Annotated in this window: 14 protein-coding genes; 4 read left to right on the forward strand and 10 right to left on the reverse strand. The window is 64.1% G+C overall.

All coding sequences use genetic code 11. The features are described from left to right. Positions 1–2: 2 nt before the first annotated feature. The 5 genes from FFI89_RS25525 to FFI89_RS25545 all read right to left on the reverse strand — a co-directional run bounded on the left by FFI89_RS25525 (position 3) and on the right by FFI89_RS25545 (position 4,761). On the reverse strand, positions 3–707 hold the full coding sequence (locus FFI89_RS25525) for an ABC transporter ATP-binding protein (RefSeq protein WP_138830328.1): 705 nt from the start codon (positions 705–707) through the stop codon (positions 3–5). Between the two features lie 2 nt (positions 708–709). After that, the gene (locus FFI89_RS25530) at positions 710–1,477 is read right to left on the reverse strand and encodes an ABC transporter ATP-binding protein (RefSeq protein ID WP_138830329.1); all 768 of its coding nucleotides are present in this window, start codon (positions 1,475–1,477) and stop codon (positions 710–712) included. 58 nt (positions 1,478–1,535) lie between these two features. Further along, positions 1,536–2,846, reverse strand: coding sequence for an ABC transporter substrate-binding protein (locus FFI89_RS25535; RefSeq protein ID WP_138830330.1), 1,311 nt, complete (start codon positions 2,844–2,846; stop codon positions 1,536–1,538). 138 nt (positions 2,847–2,984) lie between these two features. Then, the gene (locus FFI89_RS25540) at positions 2,985–3,692 is read right to left on the reverse strand and encodes an NUDIX hydrolase (RefSeq protein WP_138830331.1); all 708 of its coding nucleotides are present in this window, start codon (positions 3,690–3,692) and stop codon (positions 2,985–2,987) included. Between the two features lie 40 nt (positions 3,693–3,732). Beyond that, positions 3,733–4,761: an ABC transporter substrate-binding protein gene (locus tag FFI89_RS25545; RefSeq protein ID WP_138830332.1), complete on the reverse strand. Its 1,029-nt coding sequence runs from the start codon at positions 4,759–4,761 to the stop codon at positions 3,733–3,735. 142 nt (positions 4,762–4,903) lie between these two features. Here FFI89_RS25545 and FFI89_RS25550 point away from each other — a divergent pair, with 142 nt between their 5' ends. Beyond that, the gene (locus tag FFI89_RS25550) at positions 4,904–5,353 is read left to right on the forward strand and encodes a cupin domain-containing protein (RefSeq protein WP_138830333.1); all 450 of its coding nucleotides are present in this window, start codon (positions 4,904–4,906) and stop codon (positions 5,351–5,353) included. A 142-nt stretch (positions 5,354–5,495) separates the two neighbouring features. Here the strand turns inward: FFI89_RS25550 and FFI89_RS25555 are convergent, their stop codons facing one another. Both FFI89_RS25555 and FFI89_RS25560 read right to left on the reverse strand, forming a co-directional pair. Continuing rightward, complete coding sequence (locus tag FFI89_RS25555) at positions 5,496–6,284, reverse strand: ABC transporter permease (protein WP_138830334.1); 789 nt, start codon at positions 6,282–6,284, stop codon at positions 5,496–5,498. After that, positions 6,284–7,108: an ABC transporter ATP-binding protein gene (locus tag FFI89_RS25560; RefSeq protein WP_246669255.1), complete on the reverse strand. Its 825-nt coding sequence runs from the start codon at positions 7,106–7,108 to the stop codon at positions 6,284–6,286. The genes FFI89_RS25555 and FFI89_RS25560 overlap by 1 nt, the downstream gene beginning before the upstream one ends. A 124-nt stretch (positions 7,109–7,232) precedes the next feature. On the opposite strand from FFI89_RS25560, the gene FFI89_RS25565 reads away from it, so the two are divergent. Both FFI89_RS25565 and FFI89_RS25570 read left to right on the forward strand, forming a co-directional pair. Further along, positions 7,233–8,018, forward strand: a complete 786-nt coding sequence (locus FFI89_RS25565; protein WP_138830335.1) for an ATP-binding cassette domain-containing protein — start codon at positions 7,233–7,235, stop codon at positions 8,016–8,018. Further along, a complete protein-coding gene (locus tag FFI89_RS25570; RefSeq protein WP_138830336.1) occupies positions 8,015–9,574 on the forward strand; it encodes a glycine betaine ABC transporter substrate-binding protein in 1,560 nt (519 codons plus the stop codon). The genes FFI89_RS25565 and FFI89_RS25570 overlap by 4 nt, the downstream gene beginning before the upstream one ends. Positions 9,575–9,701: 127 nt before the next feature. Here FFI89_RS25570 and FFI89_RS25575 read toward each other — a convergent pair whose 3' ends face one another. Next, positions 9,702–11,411 carry a sulfatase-like hydrolase/transferase gene (locus FFI89_RS25575; RefSeq protein ID WP_138835710.1) on the reverse strand — a complete coding sequence of 570 codons (1,710 nt, stop codon included), beginning with the start codon at positions 11,409–11,411 and terminating at the stop codon, positions 9,702–9,704. 231 nt (positions 11,412–11,642) lie between these two features. After that, complete coding sequence (locus FFI89_RS25580; protein ID WP_138830337.1) at positions 11,643–12,344, reverse strand: TetR/AcrR family transcriptional regulator; 702 nt, start codon at positions 12,342–12,344, stop codon at positions 11,643–11,645. 109 nt (positions 12,345–12,453) lie between these two features. Here FFI89_RS25580 and FFI89_RS25585 point away from each other — a divergent pair, with 109 nt between their 5' ends. After that, positions 12,454–13,077: a hypothetical protein gene (locus FFI89_RS25585; RefSeq protein WP_138830338.1), complete on the forward strand. Its 624-nt coding sequence runs from the start codon at positions 12,454–12,456 to the stop codon at positions 13,075–13,077. Between the two features lie 56 nt (positions 13,078–13,133). Here FFI89_RS25585 and FFI89_RS25590 read toward each other — a convergent pair whose 3' ends face one another. Further along, entirely contained in the window at positions 13,134–13,379 is a 246-nt protein-coding gene (locus FFI89_RS25590; RefSeq protein WP_138830339.1) for a hypothetical protein, read from the reverse strand. Positions 13,380–13,383: the final 4 nt, after the last annotated feature.

Consider the following 13,383-nt stretch of genomic DNA (forward strand, 5'->3'; position numbering starts at 1 on the left):
GATCAGACTCCCAAATATGCCTGCTTGATGGTGTCGGTCGACAGCATCTCCGCCGCAGTGCCCGACGCGCGAATGGTGCCTGCTTCGAGCAGATAGGCGCGATCGACCACTTTCAGCACCTGCTGCACGTTCTGCTCGACGATCAACACCGTCAGCCCGCCGGCCCTGATGCGCTTGACCAGTTCGAACACCTGCTGCACCACGACCGGCGCGAGGCCCGCCGACGGCTCGTCGAGCAGCAGCAGTTTCGGGTCCGACATCAGCGCGCGGCCGATCGCGCACATCTGCTGCTCGCCGCCGGACATGGTGCCGGCCATCTGGCTGCGCCGTTCCTTCATGCGCGGAAACAGGTCGAACACGAATTCCAGCCGCTCGGCATATCTGGCGCGGGCGCCGGGCATGTAGGCGCCCATCTTCAGATTGTCGTCGACCGAGAGCCGCGGAAACAGCCGGCGGTTTTCCGGCACATGGGCAATGCCGAGATCGACGATGCGATGCGCCGGCGTTGCCAGCACGTCGGTCCCCTCCATCGCGATCGCGCCTTTGGTGGGCCGGATCAGGCCGGAGATCACCCGCATCAACGTGGTCTTGCCGGCGCCGTTGGGGCCGATCACACCGACCGCTTCGCCCGCCTTGACCTCGAGCGACACGTCGAACAGCGCCTGAAAGCTGCCATAGCCTGCATCGAGCGATTTCAGTTCCAGCATGACTAGACCCCTGCCCGGCGGCGCGCTTCGGCGGCCGCGACCTGGCTCTCGTCGGCATCAGTGCCGAGATAGACCTCGATCACCCTGGGATCCCCAGCCACTTCGCTCGGCAATCCCTCTGAAATCTTCTCACCATGATCGAGCACCATCACGCGATCGACCACCCGCATCAGGACGCCCATGATGTGCTCGACCCAGATGATGGTGATGCCGAGTTCGTCGCGGATCTTGCGCAGCATGTCGGCCGCCTGATCCATCTCGGTCTCATCGAGCCCGCCGAGGCTTTCGTCGGCGAGCAGGAGTTTCGGGCCGGTCGCCAGCGCCTTGGCCAGTTCGAGCTTTTTCAGGCCGGCGGCGCCGAGCCCGTCGACGCTGGCATGGCGATCGGTCGACAGGCCGACCATGTGAAGCGCCTTTTCCGCGGCTTCGTCGGCCTTGGCCCGGCTGTGCCGGCCCTGGCCGTAGTAACCGGCCAGCGCCACGTTTTCGAAGATCGTGAGCCGGTGAAACGGCCGCGGAATCTGGAAGGTGCGGCCGATGCCGCCGTTGATGATACGGTGCGGTACCTGGCCCGCGAGTTCCACGCCGTTGAACATGATCGAGCCTGCCGTCGGAATCAGCGTGCCCGACAGCATGTTGAAGATCGTGCTCTTGCCGGAGCCGTTGGGGCCGATCAGGCCGAGAATCTCGCCCTGCTCGACCCGAAACGACACGCCGTTAACAGCGGTGAAGCCGCCGAAGCGCTTCACCAACCCGTCTACAACAAGCACCCCAGAACCTCCGCTTAACCCGCTTGTCCCAGCCGTGTCGTGTCAGACCTGACTCGACCTACTGGTTGCTGAACGTGGTCCCCTTCGGCAAAGGCAGCACGGTCTCGCGCTGCATCTGGCTCTTCGGCCACACGACGTAGGACTTGTCGTCGATGTACTGCAGCACCACCGGGAACGAGCGCTCGTTCTGGCCGGCCATCTGGGTACCCTCGCCAAAGAACTTGACGCCAAAGCCGAGCATGGTGCCGCCTTCAGGAATATCCGTGTCGAGCGCGGCCTTGCGCAGGGCTTCCGGATCGACGCCGCCATACTTCTTGATCGCCCGCGGCAGCACGTCGTCGAGGAAGACATAGGCGTTCGAGGCGCCGATGCCGACATGGGCGGAACGGATCGCCACGCCAGGCTTCAGTCTGTCGAACTCCTCGCCGACCATCTTGATGACGGCCGGCAGCTTCGGATCCATGGTCTTCTGGTTGGCGAGCCAGATCGAGATCGGGTCGGTGTTGAAGAGGTAGTTGGCGTCGGTGCCGAGGCCTTCCTTCAGCTTCTCGTATACGCCATAGCCCGCGCCATGACCGACGATGGCGCCGAACTTCAATCCCTGTTCGCGCGCCTGCCGGAACAGCAGCGTGATATCGGGGTTGTAGCCCGTGTGGAAGATCACGTCGGGCTTGGCGCGCTTCAGCTTGGTGACCAGCGCGGAGAGGTCGGGGGCGGTCGCTGAATAACCTTCCTTCAGCACCAGGTTGAAGCCGGCCTTCTTGACGCCGGCCTCGTTGCCCTTCGCCACGTCGACGCCATAGGCGCCGTCCTCGTGAATGATGGCCACCCGCAGATCCTTCGGCTCCTTGCCGAATTTGGACATCGAGTTCTGCGCGATGAAGTCCGTCGTCATCATGCCGTACTGGTCGCCGGCCGCCTGCGGACGGAACACGTATTTATAGTTCTTGCTGTCGAACACGCCGGAGGAAATGCAGGTGGTAATCCACATGAACTTCTTCATCTGGTCGACGCGCGAGGCCACCGGCACGCATTGCGCCGACGAGAAGAAGCCCATCAGCATGTCGACTTTTTCCTGCTCGAGCAGGCGCACCGCCTCGTTGATGGCGATGTCGGGCTTGCTCTGGGCGTCGGCGTAAACCGCCTCGACCTTGTAACCCTCGACGCCGGTCTTGGCGTAGTGGTCGAGCATGATCTTGACGCCGGTATATTGCAGCTCCGAACCGCCGCCGGCGAGCGGGCCGGTGAGATCGAAAATGACGCCGATCTTGATCTTCTTTTCCTGAGCCTGGGCGGATACCGCCATCCCCAGCACCGCGACAGCGGCCGACACCCCAACAAGCAGGCGTGCGAAATTGCGCACCGGCATGAAATCCTCCCTGGACGATTGTGCACTGCGTCTTTTTTGTTTTAACGCCGCCCATCACATTGATAGCGCGGACCGATGTCAAGCGCATTGCAGCGCCACAACGACGCGGATACACCTCGCACGGCGCGCGCCTGCACGTCAGGGTTGGGTTGACAACTGGGCTTCGATAAACGCGGTCACGAAATCCGGCATCGCCGACGTGAGATCGAATGTGCCGCGCACCAGATGAATATCCGACAATTCCGGCGACTGTTGCAAAGCAAGATTGCCCACAATCCGGGCACGCAACGCTTCGCCCGGCATATCGACGCGCAGAACCTTGATCATCGCCACCGCGGGACCGGTGAAGACGCAGTGCCAATGCGCTTCGCCCCGATAATCGGCCGGCGCCAACCCGGTCTCCTCCTCCAGCTCGCGCGCGACGCTGCCGGATATGTCGACCGCGCCATCCCGGATGTCGTCGAGATCGGGCGTGCCTGAGGGAAAATAGATCCGCCCGGCATTGGAGGTGTGCCGGCCCATCTCGCCAAGCACGAACGCACCGTCGCTGCTGAGCAGCGCACCCATGCCGAAGCCGTTGAAGACGCTTTTGTCGGCAAAGCCCCAGTCGCGCCAGGCCAGGAAGCTCGCGAAATCGGTCTCGAAATAGCTGGCGCTGAGCCGCTCGCCGGAAAACACCGGATTGCGCCCGAGCAGGACGCGGCCGTTCCACAGCGCAGGATTTTCGCGCAGCTGCGCCGCAAAGTGCGCGTCGATCTCGGCGCGGCGTTCGCGCGCGAACGGCCACGGCCATGCTTCCACGGCCAGATCGAGCGCGGTGACGCGGTGAATGACCAGCGTGCTCATGCCACTCACCGCGTCATTTCACTCGTATATCAAGTCAACATCATTTGGCGTTCATGCCCGTGGTCTTCTTGACCTGGTCGACGAACTTGTTGGTCCAGGTCTTGGTCACGTCGATATTGGCCTTGGCGACCTCAGGCGAACCCTCGCTGAACACCGCGAGCACCGCGTCGGCGCCCTTGGGATCCATCTTGCCGGTCTCCGAATACATCGGGATCGTGTTCTTCAGTGCGGCGAGATAGAGCTCCTTGTTCTTGCCGACGATTTCCTCCGGCATTTTCGCCATGATCTCTTCCGGCGAATGCGAATGAATCCAGCTCAGCGTGTTGACGATGGCCGTGGTCAGCGCCTGCACGTCCTTTTCGTGCGAATTGACCCATGCCGTGGTCGAATACAACGCGCCGCCCGGATATTCGCCTCCGAACAGAGCCAGCGTATCCTTCTGCGTACGGGTATCGGCGAGAATTTTGAGGTCCTTGTGGCTGCCCTGCAGCACCGTGACCGCGGGATCGAGCATCACGGCCGCATCGATCTGGCCCTGTTCCATCGCCGCCACCGCTGTCGCGCCGAGGCCGACGCCGATGACCGCGGCGCTGGTGGGGTCGAGGCCGTTTTTCTTCAAAAGAAACTTCAGGAAAAAATCCGTCGAGGAGCCCGGCGCGCTGACGCCGACCTTCTTGCCGGCGAGATCCTTGATCGACTTGATTTCGGCGGTGTGCGAGGGCGACACGACAAGCACCAGCCCAGGATAGCGGTCATAGACCACGAACGACTGCAGTTCCTGCTTCTTGGCGGCCAGATTGACGCAATGGTCGAAATAGCCGGAAACCACGTCGGCGCTGCCGCCGAGCACGGCTTTGAGCGCGTCCGAACCGCCCTTGAGGTCGACCAGTTCGACGCTGAGGCCGGCCTTGTCGAATTCGCCGAGCTGCTTGGCCAGCACCGTCGGCAGGTAGCACAGGCAAGCGCCGCCCCCGACCGCGACCGTGATCGTGCTTTGCGCTGCGGCAAAACCCGACGTCAGCGCCAACGCCAGCAGCGTTCCGGCCAGCCGGCCAAACAGTTTCTTCATGGTTTCCTCCATTCGGTTGCCGGCAACATAGTGCAGCGCACCTGCCTTGAGAAGCTTTACGCTGTCATTCCGGGATGGCTGGTCAAGCCAGAACCAGCGAACTAGCATCGCCGTACAAAAAACGCTCCAGGGAGGACACCCCATGAATCGCATCACCATGACACTGTCGATCGCCGCCGCCTTTGCCGCCGGTTGCGGTGTCACGCATCTGCTGCGCCCGGCGCTGGCCGCTGACACCATACAAGCGCAGGTTATCCATACCGGCGATCTCGAAGGCGACGCGCTGTCGCCGGCCAACGCCGGCGGCATGCGCAACAAGACGTTCGTCTCGGTCGACGGCGCGACCATCTCGATCCAGGACGGCAGCCCGCCCAAGCATCTGCATGCCAACGCCAACGAGATTCAGTACATCCTCGAAGGCAAGGGCACGATCTGGCTCGGCGACAAGGAAGTGCAGGTAAAGCCGGGCGATCTCGTCATCATCCCGAAGGGCACGCCACATGGCGGCACCAAGCCCGACGGCCGCACCATCAAGGCGATCGCCATCAAGACCCCGCCGCAGGCGCCGGATGACGTCAAGCTATTGAACTGACGGCGCGGTTCTCTCTTCCGTCATTGCGAGCGAAGCGAAGCAATCCATTTCTCCGCGCAACGAGGAATGGATTGCTTCCGCCTTCGCTCGTTGAGCTACGGCGGACAGGTCGTCGCTTTGCTCCTCGCAATGACGAAAAACGCTATCCCCGGCTCTCCGACGCGGCCGGCCGCCACACCAGCAGCCGCTTCTCCACCACCGTCACCGCCATGTCGATCAGGATGACGAAGGCCGACAGCACGAACATGCCGGCGAACACGCCGGCGACGTCGAACACGCCTTCGGCCTGCTGGATCAGGTAGCCGAGGCCGGCCGCCGATCCCAGATATTCGCCGACCACGGCGCCGACGACCGCAAAGCCGACCGAGGTGTGCAGCGAGGAGAACATCCACGACAGCGCCGACGGCCAGTAGACGTGGCGCATCAGTTGCCGCTCGTTCATGCCGAGCATGCGGCCGTTGTCGAGCACCGTGTTGGAGACTTCCTTGACGCCCTGATAGACGTTGAAGAACACGATGAAGAACACCAGCGTCACGCCGAGCGCGACCTTGGACCAGATGCCGAGCCCCAGCCACAGCGTGAAGATAGGCGCCAGAACCACGCGCGGCAGCGCGTTGACCATCTTCACATAGGGATCGAACACCGCCGCGACGCGCGGCTGGCGCGCGAACCAGAAGCCGACCAGGACGCCGCCGAGCGAGCCGATCACGAAAGCCAGGATCGACTCCCACAGCGTGATGATCAGGTGCTTCCAGATCACGCCGGTGGCGAACCAATGCACGATCTGACTGAAGACATCGACCGGGTTGGAGAAGAAAAACGGCGGCAGCCACATGCGGCCGAACACCGGAACCGTGGCAAAGAACTGCCACAGCCCGAGGGCGACAACGGCGACCAGCAATTGCAGCAACAAGAGCGTCGAGCGGGACATCAGCCGGCCTCCGCCACTAGCGAAGATTGCGCGTAGCCCTTCAACACCTCATCCTTCAAAACACTCCATATTTCACGGTGAAGCGAGTGAAATTCCTTTTCCATGCGGATTTCGGAAATGTCGCGCGGCCGCGGCAGCGCCACCCGCCAATCGCCGATGATGCGCGCGCTCGGCCCCGCCGACATGATGACGACACGGTCGGCCAGCGCGATCGCTTCTTCCAGATCGTGGGTGACGAACAATACCGCCTTGCGGTCGGCGTTCCACAGTTCCAGCAGCAGGTTGCCCATGATCTGTCGGGTCTGGGCATCGAGCGGCCCGAACGGCTCGTCCATCAGCAATATCTTGGGATCGCGAATCAGGACCTGCGCGAGCCCGACGCGCTTGCGCTGGCCGCCCGACAGCATGTGCGGATAGCGGTTGCCAAACGCACCAAGCCCCACCGAGGTCAGCCATCCCTGCGCGCGCTGCAGCGCCTGCTCGCGCGGCGCGCCGGCGACCTCAAGCCCGATGGCGACATTGTCGATCGCGGTCTTCCAGGGGAACAGCGCATCGGCCTGAAACAGATAGCCGGCATCCCGGTTCAGGCCGTTCAGCGGCTGGTCGAAGATCTTCACCGATCCCGCCGCAGGCTTCAGCAGCCCGGCCGCGACGTTGAGCAGCGTCGATTTTCCGCAGCCGGTGGGGCCGACGATGGCGACGAACTCGCCATGGGCTATGGAAAGATCGGCCCGTTCCACGGCGGTATAGACCCGGTCCCCGGCCAGCCGGAATGCCACCGTCGCCTCTTCGAGCGCGATCGCCGTCGGCTGTGCCGTATCCACCCTGTCTTCTCCCGGTTTGGACAGATGCCTTAGCGGTTCAGAAGGATAAGTTCAACGCGGCGTAACGGCATGCTAGTTGGTGGTTCACACCCTCCCCTGGAGGTGAGAACCGAGATCGCATTGCATGCCGCCGCCCCTGATCTCCTATAAGGATGTCGCAAAGACCTTCGACGGCGGCCGCGTGGTCGCCGTCGACGACGTTTCGCTGGAGGTCGCCGAGGGCGAGTTTCTGGCCATCGTCGGCGGCTCCGGCTCGGGCAAGACCACGCTGTTGCGGCTGGCGAACCGGCTGATCGAGGCCGACCGCGGCCGCATCACGGTCGAGGGCGAGGATATCGGCGACGTCGACCCGATCGGATTGCGCCGGCGGATCGGCTATGTGTTCCAGAGCGGCGGGTTGTTTCCGCATATCAGCGTCGCCGGCAATATCGGCATCACGCCCATGCTCTTGGGCACGCCGGCCGACGAAATTGCCGCGCGCGTGGATGAACTGCTCGACCTGGTGCGGCTCGACCGCGCGCAATATCGCGACCGCCTGCCGCATGAGCTCTCCGGCGGCCAGCGCCAGCGCGTCGGCGTGGCCCGCGCGCTTGCCGCGAGGCCGCGCATCGTATTGATGGACGAACCGTTCGGCGCGCTCGATCCCCTCACCCGCGATGCGCTCGGCGACGATTATCGCGCGCTGCATCGCAAATTCGGCCTGACCACCGTCATGATCACCCACGACATGACCGAGGCTATCTTGCTGGCCGACCGCGTCGCCGTCATGCAAGGCGGCCGGCTGCTGGCGGAAGGTACGCCGGCAGAACTCTCCCGAAGCGGCGATCGCTATGTCGGCGAACTCCTGCGCACGCCGCGGCGGCAGGCCGAGCGGCTGGGCGACTTGCTGCCGCCGGATGGCGCCACATGAGTGTTCTCTCCGATCCGCGCTGGGGCGAGGCGTTAGGCCATCTGCCGGACTATCTCGGCAACCATGTCCGCGTCAGCGTCACGGCGCTGGCGCTCGGCCTTCTCGTCAGCCTGCCGCTCGCTATCCTGTCGCGTCACCGGCCGGTGCTGCGCGGCGCGCTGCTGGGCTTTGCCAGCATCGTGCAGACGGTGCCGGGGCTGGCTCTGCTCGCGCTGTTCTATCCGCTGCTGCTGGCGCTCGCGGCGCTGTCGCTATCCTGGTTCGGGGTCGGCTTTTCCGCCTTCGGATTCCTGCCCGCGGTGCTGGCGCTGGCGCTCTATTCGATGCTGCCGGTGCTGCGCAACACCATCACCGGCCTGCAGGGCGTCGATGCCGCGGTCCTGGAGGCGGCGCAGGGTGTCGGCATGACCCCGCGGCAATCGCTGGTCACGGTGGAATTGCCGCTGGCGCTGCCGGTCATGATGGCGGGCATCCGCACCGCGGCGGTCTGGGTGATCGGCACCGCGACGCTGTCGACGCCGATCGGCCAGACCAGCCTCGGCAACTATATCTTCGCGGGACTGCAGACCCAGAACTGGGTGTTCGTGCTGTTCGGCTGCCTCGCCGCCGCCGTGCTGGCGCTGGCGGTGGACCAGTTGCTGGCGCTGATCGAAGACGGCTTGCGCCTGCGCAGCCGGCCGCGGATCGCCCTCGGCGGCGTCGCCGTCGCCTGCCTCGTCGCGGCGACGCTGGTGCCGGGCTTGGCCCGCTCGCCATCGAACTACGTCGTCGGCGCCAAGACCTTTACCGAGCAATATGTCTTGTCGGCGTTGATCAAGCAGCGGCTGCAGGCGGCCGGGCTCGCCGCCACCTCGCGCGAGGGCCTCGGCTCCAACGTGATCTTCGACGCGCTGGCGAGTAACGATATCGACGTCTATGTCGACTATTCCGGCACGCTGTGGGCCAACCAGTTTCACCACAGCGACATCAAACCGCGCGAAGCGCTGCTCGCGGAGTTGAAGACCACCCTCGCCGGTCAGAACATCACGTTGCTCGGCCAGCTCGGTTTCGAAAACGCCTATGCGCTGGTGATGCCGCGCAAGCGCGCCGAGCAACTCGGCATCCGCACCGTCGCCGACCTCGCCTCCCGCGCCCCGGGGATGTCGATCGCGGCCGACTACGAATTCTTCTCGCGCCCGGAATGGGCCGGCTTACGGAAGGCTTACGGTCTCTCGTTCCGCGCCCAGCGGCAAATGCAGCCGGACTTCATGTATGCCGCGGTGGCCTCCGGCGAGGTCGACGTGATCGCGGGCTACACCAGCGACGGGCTGATCGCCAAATACGATCTGGTGGTGCTCGACGACATCAGGCACGCGATTCCGCCCTACGACGCCATGGTGCTGCTGGCGCCGAAACGCGCCGGCGACGAGAAGCTGCGCGACGCGCTGCAGCCGCTGCTCGGCAGGATCAATATCGCCACCATGCGCGAGGCCAATCTGCGCGCCGCCGGCAACGACGCGACGAGTTCGCCGGACGCGGTGGCAAGGTGGCTGTGGGAGAAGATCGGCACGAAGTAAGTTGTCGGCGGTTCATCGTCATTGCGAGGAGCGTCAGCGACAAAGCAATCCATACTTGCTTCGCGGCGGCATGGATTGCTTCGCTTCGCTCGCAATGAGGACAATGACCCGGCCATAACGGCAAGGATCAAAGCCCCTTGATCATCCCGGCGTCGATCAGGAGACGGTTGAGGCGCCGGGACTCGGCGCCCGCCTTGCAATCGTAGAACACGCCGTTGCAGCGGAGCATGATGCTCTTCTGCTCCTCGAACGACGGGTCGAGCGGAATGCCGGCGGCTTCCTGGATCACCAGCGGCAGATAGGCCGCGTCGATCGTGTCCATCACGGCCGGGCTTTTCACCGGTTCGAAGTTGACCGCGTCGATCGCGTAATAGGTCGCGTAATAGCGCGGGTCGTAACTTTCCAGTTTCTTGCCGATGCCGGCTTCGTCGAGAGCTGGATCGAGAAGCTGCGGCGAGAATTCGGGCTGATGGTCGCCATACCGCACAATCAGGAACGGCTGCGACGGAAACTTCTTCTTCAGCGCCGCGACGAAGGCGGAATAGTCGCCCGCGCTCATCGCTTGCCGACGCAAATATTCATCGACCGAGGCCGTGTTGCCGGGACGGCGCCAGGACGGCATCAGGTCGGGACGGAATTTGGTTTCCCAGGGGAAGTGATTGGCGGCGAGATAGACGAAGGTGAACAGCGGCGAATTGGCCGGCTGTTCGGCCATCAGCTTCAGGGCCTTGTCGTAGAAGAAGGCGTCGGGCTCGACATCCTTGGCGCCGAGGTCGCGCGCATCGAGGAAGCGCTGGATGCCGGTCGTGGTTTGGAAACTCCGTGCGCTCATGAAGGCGCCATAGGCCGGATACAGCGACAGCGTGGAATAGCCACAACGACGGAGGGCGAGCGGCAGGCCGCGCTCGACCCGGCCCGAGGCGATGCGCGTCACGAAATAGGCAAAGCGGCCGAACGAGCGCGAGGAAAGGCCGGCGAGCACGTTGTATTCGGTGAACCAGCTCGGCCCGCCATTGCTCTCGGCGAGAAACGTGCGCTCCTTGCCGTCGTAGGACTGGAAATGGTTGCCGTAGCCCGGCGGCACCTTGATGCCGTCGGCGGCGCGGATATCGAAGCTCGATTCATCATGGATCATGATGATGTTCGGCCGCCGCCCGGCCGGATGGCAGGAGTCCACCAGCGGCACCTTGAGCCGCTCGGGGACGGACGCGGCCGATTCCATGAAACCGTAATGGATGAAATCGGAAACGGCCGTGACGCCGGAGCGGGAGAATTTCGACAGATAACCGTCGTCGTAATAGCCGCGCCAGGCTTCATCCGGCCAGGTGACGGCGTAACCCACCAGCGCCGCCAGGCACGCCAGCATGCCGGCCAGCGCCGGCAGGCGGCGGATCCGGAACGGATCGAGCCACCACAGCGCATACATCAGCGGGATGGTGACGAGGCCGGCTGCGATCACCGACCAGCGCAGGTTCGGAAAGATCGTGAACAGGAAGGCCGCGGTGTCGCGATCGATCACCATCAGGTCGACGAAGTTCGCGGTCATCTGCACCACGGAGTGCTTCAACTGCGACAGCAGCACCAACACCACGACCAGAGTCAGCGACAGCGCGCCCGACAGGGCCGGCCGCCGCAACAGGGTGATGAAGAAGAAGTTCAGGATGCCCCAGGACAGCACGAAGCCGGTGCGCGAACCCAGGTCGGTTTCGGTCTGATACATGATCGCCAGCGCCGCCAGATGCGGCGCGGCGACGGCCGATAGCCGCCAGATTCCTATCCCGGTGACGCCGGAGGCGACGGTGGAGGCGGAGGGTCCTGGGTTTGGCGCGGGCGCCATCTGGGGAAACAACATGACCCGGCACGATACAAAGGTCTTGGCTGGCGACGACCAGGAGACGCACGACCCAGCCGGAACCTGTGTCGTGTCATAAAAACGTAGTGGAATCGTCATGAACGCGCAATGAATTTGCCGGTGTAGCGAGCGGCAGGAATGGGCAACGTCATTCCTGGGCGATGCGGAGCATCGAACCTCAGATGCGCAATTGCGCACCGGGGAATGACAGGAGGGTCACGCCCGCTTCGAAATCCCCTCGATGAACAGGTCGATGATCGCCCCCGCCGTCCGCTCGGCTTCCTCACCGCCGACGCCCCAGCGCGGGAAATGACCGTCGATGTTCATCCGGGCAAAGCCGTAGACCAGCGCGCGGCCGGCGATCTGGACTGATTTCAGATCCCCCGAGCGGAGTTGACCCTGCATGAACGCTTCGGCGAGCGTGCGCTCGGTCAGTTCGATCAGTTCGGCATTGTCGACCGAGACGCCGGCGGCCTTGTCGTGGTCAAAAAAGCGGCGGCTGGAGAGAATTTCGAAATGGGTCGGGTTGCGCATCGCCCAGCGCACATAGGCCAGCCCCAGCGCGCGGAAGCGCGCCAGCGGATCGTCGGCCGCAGCCTCCGACAGCGCCGCCTCGATCTCGGCCCGGAACCGCCGCTGCGCCTCCTCCGCCACCGCCTGCATCAGGGCGTCGCGGCTCGGAAAATGCCGGAACGGCGCGCCGGGCGAGACCCCGGCGCGGCGGGCGGCCTCGCGGACGCTGACCGCGTCGGGGCCGCCCTCGCCGATCAGTTGCAGGGTGGCGTCGATCAGCACCCGCCGCAGGTCGCCGTGGTGATACGGTTTTGGCACCGGTGCGCGGGCGGCCCGGCGGCGCGGCTTTACGGTCGCAGATTTGGCGACGTCAGATTTGGCGGCGGTCGTTTTGGCAGGACGCATGCCCTCCCCTAGCATCACTCCCTTGTGAATGTAAGCACCGATTACACGGATTGACGGTTCCGGTTCACGCTATGTAACTGGTGATTACATTTACTGAGAGGAGCGCGCGATGTCTGCCAATCGTCAAAACTGGTTTGAGGGCTGGCGGCTGTTCGCCGTGCTCGCTCTGACGCTGGTGGCCTTGAGCCTAGGGATCGCCGGCATGCGGCAGTTCGAAGTCGACGGCGTGCGCATGGTGATCCGCTTCACCGCGCGGACCTCGCTGTTGTTCTTCTGCCTCGCCTTCAGCGCCGCGGCGCTGGCGCGGCTGTGGCCGAATGCGTGGACGCGGTGGCAGCGCCGCAACCGCCGCACCCTCGGCGTCACCTTCGCCGCATCGCACGCCATCCATGCGATCGCCATTGTCTGCTTCGCCGTGATGGATCCCGTTGATTATACCGGCGCGACCTCGATCGCCTCCTACGTCTTTGGCGGCATCGGCTATGCCTTCATCGTTGCCATGACCGCAACCTCGTTCGACCAGACCGCGGCCGCGATCGGCGCCCGCGCCTGGCGCATGCTGCACCTGACCGGCGGCTATTACCTGCTGCTGCAGTTCATGGTGTCGTTCGGCAAGCGGATTCCCGACATGCCGCTCTACGCGCTGTTCCTGATTCCGCTGCTCGCGGTGTTCGCGCTGCGCATGATCGCGATGGCGCCGCGGGCCCGACGCGCCATGCCAGCGGGGCCATAGCGTTTTCAAGCGAAGTGGACTCCGGTTCGCGTCAAGAAAACGCGTCAAACAAGAGCTTACTCGTCCATCAGCAGGTAGAATTTGCGTCCAAGCCTGTGGTGCACGGTAATGACCGCCCGATCGACATCGCTGATCAGGCTGTCGCCCAGCACGACATTCGGAATTTCCCAGTTGCGGCCTTCCCGGACATCGGGCAGGCCGGACAGACCGAGCACCGAGGCGGTTTCGCAACCGGGCTGGCTGCGAAGCGCCTCATCGGCGAGCCGGGTCAGTTCCGCGAGACTCTTTCCAATCCTCGTCATTGGC

Origin of the sequence: Bradyrhizobium sp. KBS0727 (assembly GCF_005937885.2) — a bacterium.
In the GTDB taxonomy this organism is placed as follows: domain Bacteria; phylum Pseudomonadota; class Alphaproteobacteria; order Rhizobiales; family Xanthobacteraceae; genus Bradyrhizobium.

Excerpts from the sequence above, each read along its gene's own strand:
- FFI89_RS25570 (WP_138830336.1), top strand. The coding sequence starts at position 8,015 with ATGAGTGTTCTCTCCGATCCGCGCTGGGGCGAGGCGTTAGGCCATCTG.
- FFI89_RS25575 (WP_138835710.1), bottom strand. The coding sequence starts at position 11,411 with ATGGCGCCCGCGCCAAACCCAGGACCCTCCGCCTCCACCGTCGCCTCC.
- FFI89_RS25540 (WP_138830331.1), bottom strand. The coding sequence starts at position 3,692 with ATGAGCACGCTGGTCATTCACCGCGTCACCGCGCTCGATCTGGCCGTG.
- FFI89_RS25565 (WP_138830335.1), top strand. The coding sequence starts at position 7,233 with ATGCCGCCGCCCCTGATCTCCTATAAGGATGTCGCAAAGACCTTCGAC.
- FFI89_RS25535 (WP_138830330.1), bottom strand. The coding sequence starts at position 2,846 with ATGCCGGTGCGCAATTTCGCACGCCTGCTTGTTGGGGTGTCGGCCGCT.
- FFI89_RS25525 (WP_138830328.1), bottom strand. The coding sequence starts at position 707 with ATGCTGGAACTGAAATCGCTCGATGCAGGCTATGGCAGCTTTCAGGCG.
- FFI89_RS25545 (WP_138830332.1), bottom strand. The coding sequence starts at position 4,761 with ATGAAGAAACTGTTTGGCCGGCTGGCCGGAACGCTGCTGGCGTTGGCG.
- FFI89_RS25590 (WP_138830339.1), bottom strand. The coding sequence starts at position 13,379 with ATGACGAGGATTGGAAAGAGTCTCGCGGAACTGACCCGGCTCGCCGAT.
- FFI89_RS25585 (WP_138830338.1), top strand. The coding sequence starts at position 12,454 with ATGTCTGCCAATCGTCAAAACTGGTTTGAGGGCTGGCGGCTGTTCGCC.
- FFI89_RS25550 (WP_138830333.1), top strand. The coding sequence starts at position 4,904 with ATGAATCGCATCACCATGACACTGTCGATCGCCGCCGCCTTTGCCGCC.
- FFI89_RS25580 (WP_138830337.1), bottom strand. The coding sequence starts at position 12,344 with ATGCGTCCTGCCAAAACGACCGCCGCCAAATCTGACGTCGCCAAATCT.
- FFI89_RS25555 (WP_138830334.1), bottom strand. The coding sequence starts at position 6,284 with ATGTCCCGCTCGACGCTCTTGTTGCTGCAATTGCTGGTCGCCGTTGTC.